13 protein-coding genes and 1 tRNA gene are annotated in these 13534 nt (G+C 64.4%); 3 read left to right on the plus strand and 11 right to left on the minus strand.

Annotation, left to right across the window (positions count from 1 at the left end):
- Positions 1-51: 51 nt before the first annotated feature.
- A complete protein-coding gene (locus ENHY17A_RS14230) occupies positions 52-1740 on the minus strand; it encodes an AmpG family muropeptide MFS transporter (RefSeq protein ID WP_159713774.1) in 1689 nt (562 codons plus the stop codon).
- A 62-nt stretch (positions 1741-1802) separates the two neighbouring features.
- Here ENHY17A_RS14230 and ENHY17A_RS14235 point away from each other — a divergent pair, with 62 nt between their 5' ends.
- Positions 1803-2954: an aromatic ring-hydroxylating oxygenase subunit alpha gene (locus ENHY17A_RS14235; protein ID WP_159713776.1), complete on the plus strand. Its 1152-nt coding sequence runs from the start codon at positions 1803-1805 to the stop codon at positions 2952-2954.
- A gap of 9 nt (positions 2955-2963) precedes the next feature.
- Here the strand turns inward: ENHY17A_RS14235 and ENHY17A_RS14240 are convergent.
- The 3 genes from ENHY17A_RS14240 to ENHY17A_RS14250 all read right to left on the minus strand — a co-directional run bounded on the left by ENHY17A_RS14240 (position 2964) and on the right by ENHY17A_RS14250 (position 5567).
- Positions 2964-3040 (minus strand) — tRNA-Met (locus tag ENHY17A_RS14240).
- A gap of 56 nt (positions 3041-3096) precedes the next feature.
- Positions 3097-3624 (minus strand): 2'-5' RNA ligase family protein, encoded by a 528-nt coding sequence (locus ENHY17A_RS14245; RefSeq protein WP_159713778.1) that lies wholly within the window; start codon positions 3622-3624, stop codon positions 3097-3099.
- Complete coding sequence (locus ENHY17A_RS14250; protein ID WP_236547985.1) at positions 3624-5567, minus strand: potassium transporter Kup; 1944 nt, start codon at positions 5565-5567, stop codon at positions 3624-3626. The genes ENHY17A_RS14245 and ENHY17A_RS14250 overlap by 1 nt, the downstream gene beginning before the upstream one ends.
- Before the next feature lie 197 nt (positions 5568-5764).
- Here ENHY17A_RS14250 and ald point away from each other — a divergent pair, with 197 nt between their 5' ends.
- Positions 5765-6868 (plus strand): alanine dehydrogenase, encoded by a 1104-nt coding sequence (gene ald, locus ENHY17A_RS14255; RefSeq protein WP_159713780.1) that lies wholly within the window; start codon positions 5765-5767, stop codon positions 6866-6868.
- 125 nt (positions 6869-6993) lie between these two features.
- Here ald and ENHY17A_RS14260 read toward each other — a convergent pair whose 3' ends face one another.
- The 7 genes from ENHY17A_RS14260 to ccmC all read right to left on the minus strand — a co-directional run bounded on the left by ENHY17A_RS14260 (position 6994) and on the right by ccmC (position 11874).
- Positions 6994-7629 carry a tetratricopeptide repeat protein gene (locus ENHY17A_RS14260; RefSeq protein ID WP_159713782.1) on the minus strand — a complete coding sequence of 212 codons (636 nt, stop codon included), beginning with the start codon at positions 7627-7629 and terminating at the stop codon, positions 6994-6996.
- A complete protein-coding gene (locus ENHY17A_RS14265; RefSeq protein WP_443018315.1) occupies positions 7626-8033 on the minus strand; it encodes a cytochrome c-type biogenesis protein in 408 nt (135 codons plus the stop codon). Before ENHY17A_RS14265 ends, ENHY17A_RS14260 begins: the two co-directional genes overlap by 4 nt.
- 128 nt (positions 8034-8161) lie before the next feature.
- Complete coding sequence (locus ENHY17A_RS14270) at positions 8162-8692, minus strand: redoxin family protein (RefSeq protein ID WP_159713784.1); 531 nt, start codon at positions 8690-8692, stop codon at positions 8162-8164.
- On the minus strand, positions 8689-10656 hold the full coding sequence (locus ENHY17A_RS14275; RefSeq protein WP_159713786.1) for a heme lyase CcmF/NrfE family subunit: 1968 nt from the start codon (positions 10654-10656) through the stop codon (positions 8689-8691). Before ENHY17A_RS14275 ends, ENHY17A_RS14270 begins: the two co-directional genes overlap by 4 nt.
- Positions 10653-11087, minus strand: a complete 435-nt coding sequence (ccmE, locus tag ENHY17A_RS14280) for a cytochrome c maturation protein CcmE (protein ID WP_159713788.1) — start codon at positions 11085-11087, stop codon at positions 10653-10655. The genes ENHY17A_RS14275 and ccmE overlap by 4 nt, the downstream gene beginning before the upstream one ends.
- Complete coding sequence (locus tag ENHY17A_RS14860) at positions 11084-11209, minus strand: hypothetical protein (RefSeq protein ID WP_268894002.1); 126 nt, start codon at positions 11207-11209, stop codon at positions 11084-11086. The genes ccmE and ENHY17A_RS14860 overlap by 4 nt, the downstream gene beginning before the upstream one ends.
- Complete coding sequence (gene ccmC / locus ENHY17A_RS14285; protein WP_159714702.1) at positions 11206-11874, minus strand: heme ABC transporter permease CcmC; 669 nt, start codon at positions 11872-11874, stop codon at positions 11206-11208. The genes ENHY17A_RS14860 and ccmC overlap by 4 nt, the downstream gene beginning before the upstream one ends.
- Before the next feature lie 445 nt (positions 11875-12319).
- Between ccmC and ENHY17A_RS14290 the strand changes: the two genes are divergently transcribed.
- Positions 12320-13534: an SLC13 family permease gene (locus ENHY17A_RS14290; protein WP_201296410.1), complete on the plus strand. Its 1215-nt coding sequence runs from the start codon at positions 12320-12322 to the stop codon at positions 13532-13534.

Below are 13534 nucleotides of genomic sequence, written 5' to 3' on the forward strand. Positions count from 1 at the left end.
TGTTCACGTTTCTCGACTTCGCTCGAAACGAACGGAATGGTGGATCAGCGATCAAGGCTCGGCAGGCGCATCCTTCCTCGCATCGCCCTGCCCCTGGGTCCCCGCACTGCCGATCGATGCATCGACCAGGCCCGATCGCATCATCAGCCAGAACAGCAGGATGCCCGGAAACGCGAGGACGGTCGTCAGCAGATAATATTCGACATAACCGATCGATTCGATCGCCGCCCCCGCAGTCGTCCCCGACAGGAACCGACCGAGGATGCTCGCCGCTGCCGACAGCATGGCGAACTGGGTGGCGGTGAAGGACAGGTTGCACAGCGCCGACAGGTACGCGACCACGCACACCCCACCGATGCCGCTTGCGAAATTCTCGAACCCCATCGCCAGCGCCATGCCGGTATTCGAATGGCCGACAGAGGCGAGCGCCGCGAACGACAGGTTGGACACCGCCATCAGCACCAGGCTGATCAGCACCGATCGCTTCATCCCCAGCCGCGCATACATGATGCCGCCGACGAAGATGCCGACCAGCAGTGCGATAAAACCGATGCCGACATCGTAGAACGCGATTTCGTCGTTGGTGTAGCCCAGATCCTCGAACAACAGCCGTAGCGTCAGATTGGCAAGCGTATCGCCCAGCTTATGCACAAGCACGAACAGCAGGATCAGCCAGCCGCCCTCGCGCTTGAAGAATTCGGCGAGTGGGCCGGTAACCGCGCGCTTGCGGCTATGTTCGGTTGCCGACTCGCCTTCGCCCGTCACGGGCGGCAACAGCGTGAACACCACCGCCGCGACTGCGCCGATACCGAGCAGTGTCATCGCAAGCGGGTCGGTCCATCCGGCCATGATCGCGCGCGCGAAACCCGCCACCGGGGCCAGCATCACCCAGGTCAGATGGCTCGATCGTCCGGCATCCCGCGCCCGCCGCGCGGTCAGGTCGAACAGCGGAAACGCGTATCCGACCAGCACCATTCGGCTGAGGATCGTCACGTCGAGCAACTGGTCGATCCAGGTGCCGAGCAGATAGACCGGCACGAACGAGGCGGCGAACACGCCATACGCCTTGCGCCCCATATAATCGGGCCATTCGCGCGCGACTTTGCGGACCGGTTCGCCAATCAGCAGCGCGACCAGCATCGCGGGCGCGACGAAAAAGGCGCAGGCGATATAGGCGGCCCCCCAGCCGTAGCGCGCGGCGATCACCAACGCGAGCGCCCCCGCTCCCGCCGACCCGATCCGCCAGCCATATTGCGACATGCCCGACCCGATGCCGAGTTCGGAGGGTTCCAGAAGTTCGATCCGGTACGCGTCGATGACGATGTCATAGGTCGCGCCCGCCAGCCCGACGCAGATCGCCGCCAATGCGACCGCGGGCAGGTCCTGCGTCGGATCGATGCTGCCCAGCACACTGACCGCGATGAACACGAGGATGCTGGTGACGATCAGCCACGACCGTCGCTGACCGATCGCGCCCAACAGCGGCAGGCGAAATTTGTCGATGACGGGCGCCCACGCCCATTTGAGGTTGTAGGCGAGAAAGGTCAGCGCAAAGGCGGTCACCGCCGATTTGGTGATCCCGTCCTGCGCCAGTCGCGAGGTCAGCGTCGCCCCGATCATCGCAAAGGGAAAGCCCGACGACATGCCCAGGCCAAGCGCGGCAAGCGGCGCGGGCCGGAAATAGGGCTTTAAACTGTCGATCACGCTGCCCCGTGGCACCGCTGCCCCCGCTTCACTCATTTACGCTTGCTCCCCGCACAGATTGCGCGCGACACTAACCGAAAATATGGCAGAGGATAGCCATGAACGCATGTCTCCCAACGCAGGGCCAACTCGCTCTGGCGAAGCTGCTGGCCGAAGGCGGCACGCGCGAGGATCGCGGCGTCACTTATGTCGATGCCGCGCATTATACCGACCCCGCGCGCCACCGCCAAGAACAGGTGCGTATCTTTGCCCGCGTGCCTCTCGTCATCGCGCCGTCCGCGCTACTGCCCGAACCCGGCATGGCGGTGCCGCATGACGGCTTTGGCAAGCCGCTTCTCATCACCCGCGACCGCGATGGCGTGGCGCATGTCTTCCTGAATGTCTGTCGCCACCGCGGGACAAGGCTGGTCGAGGGGTGCGAGCCAGTCAAAGCCGGACGGCTGGTCTGCCCTTACCATGCCTGGACCTACGCGCTGGACGGCGCGCTGGTCGGCCTGCCGCGGGCCGATGCGTTTCCGGGTCTCGACAAATCGGACTATGGCCTGCGCAAGCTGCCGACGCGCGAGGAAGGCGGGCTGATCTGGTTCGCGTTCGATGACGCCGCCGATTTCAGCGAGGCGCAAGCACTCGGCCGCGACTTCGCCGCGTTCGACCTGGCAGGGCAGCACGCCTTCCGCAGACGCACGCACAGGGTCGCGGCAAACTGGAAGCTCATCATGGATGCGTTTCTGGAAAGCTATCACATCCAGCGGCTGCACTCGGGCACGATTGCCCCCTTCTTCAAGGACGGAATCGCTGCGGCAGATACGATGGGCACGCATCAACGCTCAGCCGTTGGTCGCGCCGCCGAACGCGATGCCCTGTCATCCAGCGACTGGGCAGTGCTCCGCTCCGCGATCACCTATACCTATCAGATGTTTCCCGGTGCGGTGCTGGTCGTCAGCCCCGATTACATCAACCTGATGGTGCTGATGCCGCAAGACGAAAACTCTGTGCTGGTAGAGGATTTCATGCTGATTCCCGAAGCGCCGCAAAGCGACAAGGCGCTGGCGCATTGGGAGCGAAGCTGGGAACTGCTCGACGGCGGGGTGTTTGCAGCCGAAGATTTCCGCGCGGCGGAATTGGGCCAACAAGGCCTGCGGTCGGGTGCGATCGACCGGCTGACGCTAGGGACGTTGGAGGCAGGCATCCGCAGCTTTCACGACCAGATCGCGCAGGCGATTGAAAAACCGGCGATCGGTGAAAACTGACGCTACCAATGGTAGCGGAGGAGGGACTTGAACCCCCGACCCCAGGATTATGATTCCCGTGCTCTAACCAACTGAGCTACTCCGCCCCGAAAGGCCTCCCGCTACGGGAGAGCGGGCCGTTTAGTCAGGCCTGCGCAGTCGGTCAAGCGAACATGTGCCGCGAAATCGGCTCCCATGGGCCTCCGCGATAATAGAAACAGCCAATGCCCGCGATTGCCAAGAGGCGTGGACGAAAATCGGCCTCCAGATCGGTCTTCAACGCACGTGCGATGCCGGGTTCGACCTTGTTCTGGATCGTGACATGCGGTCGCCAGCCGCCTGCGTCCTGAGGGGTCAACAGCGGCGCGAATGCGTCGCGCAGCGATTCGCGGATCGCCTCTAGCTCGGGCGATTCAACCCGGAAGGCCACACCGCGCCCAAGGCTCATCAATCCTGCCAGTGACGCGCGTGGCGGTGTCACGCCGCGCGTGCCTTGCGCCAACCGATGCTTCAACTCGCTCTCGATCGACGGCGGCAAATGGTGAAACAGCGTCAGATGCGCGTCGAGATGATTGCGCTCGAACGGAAAATGCGCGCGGCGAAGGCCGGTCAGGAACGCGGCATCCTCCGCCCCGAACAGCGCCGACACGATGATAGGCGCTCCCGCGAGGGGGATCGGCGCCTTCTCCATCAAATCTCGACCTGGCTGCCCAGCTCGACCACGCGGTTGGTGGGCAGGCGGAAAAACTCCATCGCGCTTTCCGCATTGCGCAGCATCCACGCGAACAGCTTTTCGCGCCACAGCGCCATTTGCGGGCGTTCGGCGGCGATCAGCGTCTGACGCGACAGAAAGAAGCTGGTCTCGATCATCTTGAAGTCCGCGCCGCACTCGTGAACCTGTTTGAGCGCGGTGGGCACGTCGGCATCCTGCATGAAACCAAAGCGCAGGATCATGCGGTGGAACCCCTGCCCCAGCGGTTCGAGTTCGACCCGCTCGCCGTCGGGCACATAGGGCACGTCGCTGATCTTGACCGTCAGCAGAATAATCCGCTCGTGCAGCACCTTGTTATGCTTGAGGTTATGGAGCAGCGCGTGCGGTACGCCCTCCGGGGTCGACGTCATGAACACCGCCGTTCCCGGCACCCGCGTCGCCGATGTCGCGGCGGACTGGATGAATACCTTGATCGGCATCGCGGCCTCTCGCATCCGCTCGATCATCAGTGCCCGGCCACGCGACCAGGTGGTCAGCAGCGTGAAGATCACCAGACCGACCACCAGGGGGAACCAGCCACCATCGGGCACCTTGGTCATGTTCGCAGCGAAATAGGCAATGTCGACGATAAAGAAGACGGTCAGCAGCGGCACCGCATAATACCATTTCCAGCGCCACAGATAGAAGAGCGCGACCGTCAACAGACAGGTGTCGATCAACATCGCCCCCGTCACGGCAATCCCATAGGCCGCGGTCAGGTTGGACGAGGACTGGAAGGTCAGCACCAGCAGGATGACCATGATCATCAGCGCCCAGTTGACGAACGGAATATAGATCTGGCCTGCGGTCGATGCGCTGGTATGTTCAATGCGAAGCCGCGGCATGAAGCCCAACTGGATCGCCTGTTGGGTGACCGAAAACGCGCCGGAAATCACCGCCTGGCTGGCGATGATCGCCGCCGATGTCGCGATCACCAGCAGGATGATCTGGAACCAGTCGGGCGCGAGCAGGAAGAACGGGTTCTGAAGCGCCAGCACCCCGTCGCGCATCAACAGCGCGCCCTGCCCCATATAATTGCACATCAGCGCCGGGATCACGAACCACAGCCAGGACAGCTTGATCGGCTTGCGCCCGAAATGCCCCATATCTGCATAGAGCGCCTCAGCCCCCGTCACCGCCAGCACGACGGATCCCAGCGCCAGAAACGCAGGGAGAGGGTCGATGATGAAGAAGTTAATCGCGTACCAAGGATTGAGCGACCACAGGATCGACGGGGTCTGCAGGAAGCTGATGATGCCCAGCGTCGCGATCGTCGCGAAATAGAGCATCATGATGGGACCGAAGAACGCCCCGACCTTGCCCGTGCCGTTGCGCTGGATCGAAAACAGAAACACCATGATCGCCACCGCGATCGGCACGATCCACCCCGCAAAAGCGGGCGCCGCAACCGAAATCCCCTCAACCGCGCCCAGCACCGACACGGCAGGCGTAATCATCGAATCGCCGTAGAACAAAGCGGTCGCGAACACGCCCAGAAAGATGATCCCGCGCGTCCAGCGCTTGTTGCGGGTCTTGCCCGAAATCAGCGCGAGCAACGCCAGACTGCCGCCTTCGCCCTTATTGTCGAGCCTCATGATGATGGTCACGTATTTCAGCGTCACCACGATCATCATCGACCAGAACATCAGGCTGACGACACCCATGATATGTTCGGTGTCGAGCGCTAGCGGATGGTGCCCGGCAAAGGTTTCGCGAAACGCATAAAGCGGACTGGTGCCGATATCGCCGAACACCACGCCGATCGCACCGATCGCAAGTTTCCACATACCCTGAGCGCGGCCATGGGCGTCGAGATGCGGGGAATCGGCGTGCGTGCCCGCTGCGGGCGACGCGGCGTCCGGGGCTTGCTCGTTTGATGTCACAGGCGCGGGTTTGCAACCTGGAGGGAAATCGAGGACTTGGCCATGCGACCGACTGCCTGCCTTTTACGATAAGCGCGGGCCGTTAGCATGCACGCATATTGCCCGCAATGCATCCCCGTCGAACCGCCATATCGCTGGAAAACGCGCGACATGTTCGGCTATGGGGCAGTGAACGAATCTTGCTCGGAGAGGTAATAATGCGAGTCGGCGTCCCCAAGGAAATCAAGAACCACGAATATCGTGTGGGCCTGACCCCACCATCGGTCGAGGAACTGGTGCGGCACGGCCATGACGTGTTCGTCGAAACCAATGCCGGCATGGGCATCGATTTCACCGACAAGGACTATCAGGACGCGGGCGCGACCATCCTGAACACCGCTGCCGAAGTGTTCGCGCAGTCGGACATGATCGTGAAGGTCAAGGAACCCCAGCAAAGCGAAATCGCGATGCTGGAGCCGCGCCACACGCTGTTCACCTATCTCCACCTCGCTGCCGATCAGCCGCAGACCGACGGTCTGATGAAATCGGGCGCGACCTGCATCGCCTATGAAACCGTCACCAGCGATTCGCGTCAGTTGCCGCTGTTGAAGCCGATGAGCGAAGTCGCGGGCCGCATGTCGGTTCAGGTCGGCGCGCATTATCTGGAAAAGGAACAGGGCGGACGCGGCGTCTTGTTGGGCGGCGTCCCCGGCGTGGCCCCTGCCCGCGTCGCGATTCTCGGCGGCGGCGTCTCGGGCGTCAACGCAGCGCAGATGGCGACCGGCCTACGCGCCGACGTCACCATCTATGATATCTCGAACGAACGTCTGGCCGAACTCGACATGCATTTCGGCAGCCAGATCAAGACCGCCTATGCCAGCCGCGCGGCCATCGCCGCTGCGGTTGCAAAGGCGCATCTGGTGATCGGCGCGGTGCTGGTCCCCGGCGCCGCCGCGCCCAAACTGGTCACGCGCGAGATGCTCAAGACGATGAAGCGCGGTTCGGTGCTGGTCGATATCGCGATCGACCAGGGTGGTTGTTTCGAAACCTCACGCGCGACGACGCATGACGACCCCGTTTATGAGGAAGAAGGCGTCATCCATTATTGCGTCGCCAACATGCCCGGCGCGGTCGCGCGCACATCGGCGTTCGCGCTCAACAATGCGACTTTACCGTTCGTGCTGAAACTGGCGAACCAGGGTGCGGAAGCCGCGATGCGCGCGGACAAGCATCTGGCGAACGGGCTGAATGTTTCGGACGGCAAGATTAGGCATGAGGCAGTGGCCGAAGCGTTCGGTTATACGTTCGAAGCCTGGCAGTAAGGCCAAGCGCCGCCTATCCCCGTTCGTGCTGAGCTTGTCGAAGCACTGTCTTTTTCTTCGGGCCGCAGGGTGGAAAAGGAAGAAGGACAATGCTTCGACAGGCTCAGCACAAACGGCTTTGGTGATTACCCCGCCCGGTCCCGCAGCGCGATGATCTGGTCGAGCAACGCAAGCCGCATCGCGACAGCGTCCTTCAACCGCCCTTCGGGCGTCAGCGCATAGGCCTTGGTCCAGCGCGCGCGCGCGCCGTCCAGATCGCCGGTGCGAACATGCGCCAGTCCGTCGAAGAACCACGGCCCCGGCTGGGTCGGATCGATCAGGATCGCGCGATCGAAGGCCAGTCGCGCAGCGGGCGAGAGTGTCTTTCCGCCGTCATGCGCGACGATCGCGTCGCCGAGGCCCGTCCACGCTCCCTGACTCGCCGGATTGGTGCGCACCGCCGCCAGCATCACCGATACCGAACTGCCCGTCGCGCCGCCGCGACGCAGACCGTCGCTGGCGACGAAACTGGCCGCCTCCGGCCCGAACCGCCCGAAAAACGCCTGGCGCAATTCCACGATCTGCGGATCGACGGGTTGCCCGGCGGCGCGGCGCTCGACCGGACTGCCCGGCATCTGCGGCTCGCCCTGCCACGCATAGCCCGCCGCCCCCAACATCAGCGCCGCCGCCCCGAACATCCACAGCGGGCGCGGGAAACGCAGCAACCACATCGCCGCCGCCGCCGCCAGTCCGGCAGCCACCAGCATCGCCCAACCGATCATGGCCTGCGCCTCCGAAAGCTTTTGCGCGCGATCAGGATGCCGAGTGCGAGTAGCGCCAGCGGTGCGAGCCATAACGGCGCAGACAGTGCCGACATGGGCGGATCATAGGTGATCTGGTCGCCATAGCGGTCGATCAGCCATTGCCGCACCTGACCCGCACTCTCGCCACCCTCGATCCGTTCGCGGATCAGCGCGCGCATGTCGCCCGCCATATCCGCGTCGCTGTCCGCAACCGACTGGCCTTCGCACGTCAGGCAGCGGATTTGCGCCATCAATCCCTTAGCCTCGGCCTCGCGCACGGGATCGGAGAGCTGGGTGTCGGCATAGCGTGCGGGCGCGGTGGTCTGGGCTGAGGCGGGGGACGTAACCGCCATGATGACCGAGGCGAAGGCCAGTCCCACCAAACGCGTCACCCCGGACTTGTTCCGGGGTCCACCAGGCGGCCGACGCAACCGCGAAAGGCTCCAACCGCGCGCAAGCGGCTTAGTGGACCCCGGAATAAATCCGGGGTGACGGGGAGTGTGTGGCCCGGTCACTCCGCCGCCTCCAGCGCCGCGAGAATCTCCGGCACATCCTCGGCTCGGATATCGCCGATATGCTGCATCACGATCCGTCCATGCCCGTCGATCACGAACGTCTCGGGCACGCCTGCCGACCCCAGATTGAGTTGCACGCGCCGTTCCGCATCGTCGCCGATCGCGCGATACGGATCGCCGTGCCGCGCCAGGAACGCGGCGACCGCATCGGGCTCGTCGCGGATCGCGATCGCATCGATCGTCGCACCCGCGTCCTTCAGCGCCATCAGATGCGGCGCCTCTGCAATGCAAGGTACGCACCAGCTAGCAAAGATGTTCAGCAGTCGTGGTCGCCCGGTCGCGAATGCCGGTGTCGCCAGACCCGGCTTGCCCTCGATCATCGGGTCGAGCGCAAATTCAGGGAGCGGCTGGCCGATCAGCTTCGATTTCACCGAGCGGTCGGCAGGCGCGACCAAGGCGCTGGCGACCAGGATCGCGACACCGACGAACACCGCGAACGGCACCCACAGGATCAGCGAGCGCTTCACTTGCGATACCCAGTGACTTCGGGCTTGGGCACGCGTTTGCCCCGTACGCGCCCGATCAGCGAGATCAGGCCGCCCAGCGCGATCAACAGCGCCCCGTACCAGATCAACGTCACGAACGGTTTCCACCACAGGCGAAGCTGCCAGCGTCCTTCATCGGCGCGCTGACCGATCACCGCGTAAAGCTGACCGTCCCAATGCGTCGACAGTGCCGCCTCGCTGGTTTCGGTCGGCGGCGACGCAAAGAAACGCTGTTGCGGATTGAGCGCGACGGCACGCCCGCCGTCGCCCTTGCGCGCGACCAGCACGGCCTCGACGCCCGTCCAGTTATTGCCGACAGTCGGGCGCACGCCTGCGAACGTCATGTCGAAAGGCCCGACAGCATAGCTCTGGCCGGGACGGGCGGCGACCAGCACTTCCTTGCTGAATGCCGTTTCGCTCGCCATCCCGGCAATCGAGACCGCGACCCCGAAATGGGCGATGACCATGCCGTACAGGTGGAGCGGCGTGCGGCGCAGGTTGCGCCCAGCCAGCGGCGCCAGGCTGGCGATGCCGAGCGCAGCGGCGAGCGCCAGCCCCAGCGTCGGAAATACCCCGGCATCGGGGGCCAGCACCAGCACCGCCCCACCGCCGATAACGAACGCCGCGATCGGCCATTTCAGCCGCCCGATCAAGGCGCGCGTCTCATCCCGGCGCCAGCGCAACAACGGCCCGGCGGCGGCCACCACGAACAACGCCAGCGCGATCGGCACCGTCGTCTTGTTGAACACCGGCGGGCCGACCGAAATCTGCTGCCCCATCCACTGCGCAAAGATGGGATAAAGCGTCCCGATCAGGACGATGCCCAGGATCACGCTGAGCAGCAGGTTGTTCACCACCAGCGCGCCTTCGCGGCTGACCGGCTCGAACAACTTGCCCTGTTTCACCGCGCCGATCCGCGCAGCGAACAGCGCCAGCGCGCCGCCGATGTAGAATGCAAGCAGCAAGAGAATGAAAGTGCCCCGCGTCGGATCGACGGCAAAGGCGTGGACGCTAGTCAGGATTCCCGACCGCACCAGGAACGTGCCCAGCATCGACATCGCGAACGCCACCAGCGCCAGCACGATCGTCCAAGCGCGAAGCCCGTCGCGGGTCGCCAGTACCGTCACCGAATGGAGCAACGCGGTCGCCGCCAGCCAGGGCATCAGCGACGCATTCTCGACCGGGTCCCAGAACCACCAGCCGCCCCAGCCCAGTTCGTAATAGGCCCAGTAGCTGCCCGCCGCGATGCCGATGGTCAGGAAAATCCAGGCGAGCAGCACCCAGGGCCGCATCGCGCGCGCAAATGTCGGACCGACATCGCGGGTGACGAGCGCGCCCACCGCAAACGAGAACGCTACCGACAGCCCGACATAGCCGACGTAAAGCGGCGGCGGGTGGAACGCCAAACCCGGATCCTGCAACAGCGGATTGAGCCCCAGCCCTTCCGGCGCCGCGGGAAGCACGCGCGCGAACGGGTTCGAGGAAAACAGCAGGAACGCATAGAAGCCAATGGCGATCAGCGCCTGCGCCGCTAGCGTCGCGATCAGTGTGTCCTGCCGCAAGCGCCGTTCGAACATCGCGATTGCCGCGCCTGACAGCGCCAGGATCGTGATCCACAAGAGCATCGAGCCCTCGTGATTGCCCCACGTCCCCGTGATCTTGTAAAGCATGGGCTTGAGCGAATGGCTGTGCTGCACGACCAGTGCGACCGACATGTCCGACCGCACGAACAGTGCGATCAGCGCGCCGAACGACGCGATGGCGAGCAGGCCCTGCACGATCGCCACGGGCCGGATCGCGGCGAAGAGTTGCTGTGCCGCTTCCCCTCGACTGTCCGACCCCGACGGCGCGCGGGACAGGCTCAACCCCAGCGCCGCCATCGCAAGCTGCAACACTGCCAACGCGGCAGCCAGCCACAGCGCCGCCAGACCGAATTCGGCGATCATTGCTCCAGCGACTCGGTCTTGTGCATTGCGCCTGCAATTTCGGGCGGCATGTAGCGCTCGTCATGCTTGGCCAGGATATTGTCGGCGACGAAGCTGCCATCGGGCTGAAAGCGCCCCTCCGCGACGACGCCCGATCCCTCGCGGAACAAGTCGGGGGTGATCCCTGCAAAGCGCACCGGCACCGTCGCGCCGCCATCGGTCACGTCGAATGCGATCGACACGCCATCGGCGGCGCGATCGATCGATCCCTCGACCACCATGCCGCCCAGCCGCACGCCACGATCGAGCGGTGGCGCGCTGCGTTGGACGTCGGAGGGCGCATAGAAGAACGCGGCCTGATCCTGCAGCGCCGACAGCGCGAGCACCGCCGCGCCGATCACTGCGGCCAGCGCGGCCAGGCCCAGCCATAATCGCTGATGCTTGGCCTTCATCGGCGCAGGCCTTCCGCCGCGCGCTCTGCCCGACGCATCGCCAGATAAGCGATCAGCGACATGCCGCCCGTCGCGCCGATGACGATCGCATAGGCCGCCGCGATGAAGTTCCAGTGGTTCATGCCGCCGCCATCCGCCGCATCCGCGCTTCCACGCGGTTATCGGCGATCATCGCCCGCATCCGCATTAATACCAGCGCGCCGAACAGCGCGGAAAACCCCGCGATGCTCCACCAGAGTGGCCACAGCATCGACGCATCGATGCTCGACCCGGTCAGCCCGATGCTCTGCCCTTGGTGCAGCGTGTTCCACCACACCACCGAATAGCGCACGATCGGCAGCAGCACGGTGCCCGCAATGCCGAACAGCGCGACCACCCGCCCGTCGCCGCCGCGCTCGCTGTCGGCGCGCGCGAGCGCGATCCAGGCGAGATAGACGAAGAACAGGATCAGCATCGACGTCAGCCGCCCGTCCCATTCCCACCACGTGCCCCAGGTCGGACGTCCCCAGATCGATCCGGTGATCAGACACAAGGCCGCGAACAACGCACCCACCGGCGCGATCGCGCGCGCTGCAACGAACGCCAGCGGATGTTTCCAGACCAGATAGGCAAAGCAGGCGATCGCCAGGCTCGACCAGCCGCCCAGCCCCAGCCACGCGGCGGGAACATGGACATAAAGGATACGGAAACTGTCGCCTTGGAGGTAATCAGGCGGCACCTGTGTCAGCCCGCCCCAAAACGCGACGGCCAGCGCCATCACCCCTCCCCAGAACAGGATGGGCGTCATCGGGCGCGCGATCTTCAGGAAGCGCGTGGGATTGGCAAGGGCGTGAATCACGGTATCTGGCGCACGCTTTAGGCTGAAATCTTGCGGGTTTCCACCTCCGACTTATAGCAATGCGGTTCGGCTATTTACCCCGATAGCATCCCGTCGCTCCCCGAACGCCGGAGCCGTCTCCTGCCGAAGCAGCAGGGGCGATCCCCATCAGGCCATGTAAATTCCAACGCACCGTTCGTTTCGAGCGAAGTCGAGAAACGCATTCGAAGCGCTTGCGGTACGTTTCTCGACTTCGCTCGAAACGAATGGATGTCCGAAGGATACAGCGGTGAATGCACCCAATTTCGTTGATCTGCGTTAGGGCCTTGACGACGAAACGTGCCGTTTCACCGCCGAAATGTGGCATGTTCCACCATAACAAAGGGTTAGCGCCATTTCGCCGCAGAACGCCGTCTTGGCCGTCTTCATCGCCGTCTATATCGGCATGGCGACGGGCGGCATTCCGCGGTTGAAGGTCGATCGCGCATGGATCGCGGTCGCGGGTGCGACATTGTTGATCCTGATCGGCGCGCTGTCGGTGGAAACCGCCGCGCCGCTCGTCGAAATCGACGCGATCGTGCTGCTGTTGGGGCTGATGATTCTGTCGGCTCAATTCGACCTGGCCGGATTTTACGGGCGCTGCGCAGAGTTCGTGGTCAGGACCGGCGACAAGCCCGCCCGCTTGCTCGCGTATATCGTCGCGCTTGGCGGGTTTCTCTCGGCGATCCTGGTGAACGATATCGTCGTCTTTGCGCTGACGCCGGTGCTGTGCGCGGGCGTGCGCGCCAAGGGCCTCGATCCCCGTCCTTTCCTGCTCGCACTTGCGGGTGCGGCCAATGCGGGATCGGCCGCGACGCTAATCGGCAACCCGCAGAACATCCTGATCGGGCAAGCGGGAAGCCTCGATTTCTTCCGCTTCATCCTGGTCTGCGGTCCGCCCGCGATCATGGCATGCGGCGTCGTCTGGTTGGTCATCTGGGCAATGTGGCGCAAGCGCTGGGTGCTGGCGGGCGGCTCGGGCGGCGCGCTTCCCCCTGTCGCGTTCGACCGGGGCGCGATGACGAAGGCGCTGGTCGCCACCGCCGCGCTTCTCATCCTTTTTGCCACCCCGATCCCGCGCGAAGCAGCAGCCCTCACCATCGCGGTCGCGTTGATGGTCAGCCGCCGCTTCGCCAGCCGCGATCTGGTCGCGCGCGTCGACTGGAACCTGCTGCTGCTGTTCGCCGGCCTGTTCGTCGTTACCGGCGCGTTCAGCGAAGCGGGATGGAGCACGAGCACCGGTGCCTGGATGCAATCGCTGGGCTTCGCACCCGACCGCGCGATGCCGTTGGCGGTCGCATCGCTGGTCGGGTCGAACCTGATCGGCAACGTGCCGTTCGTGGTCGTGCTGCTCCAGGTCGCGCCCAATATGTCCGCCGACACACTCCATGCGCTGGCGTTGCTCTCCACGCTGGCGGGCAATCTGCTGATCGTCGGCAGCGTCGTGAACCTGATCGTCGCCGAAAGCGCGCGCCAGCAGGGGGTGCGGCTTGGGTTCATGGACTTTGCGCGCGTCGGCATTCCGGTGGCGCTCATTTCGATGACGCTGGCGACCGCGTGGCTGGTCGCGGGCGGATGGCTGGTGTGGTGA

The sequence above is a fragment of the Sphingomonas sp. AX6 genome, assembly GCF_902506605.1.
Taxonomy (GTDB): Bacteria; Pseudomonadota; Alphaproteobacteria; order Sphingomonadales; family Sphingomonadaceae; genus Sphingomonas.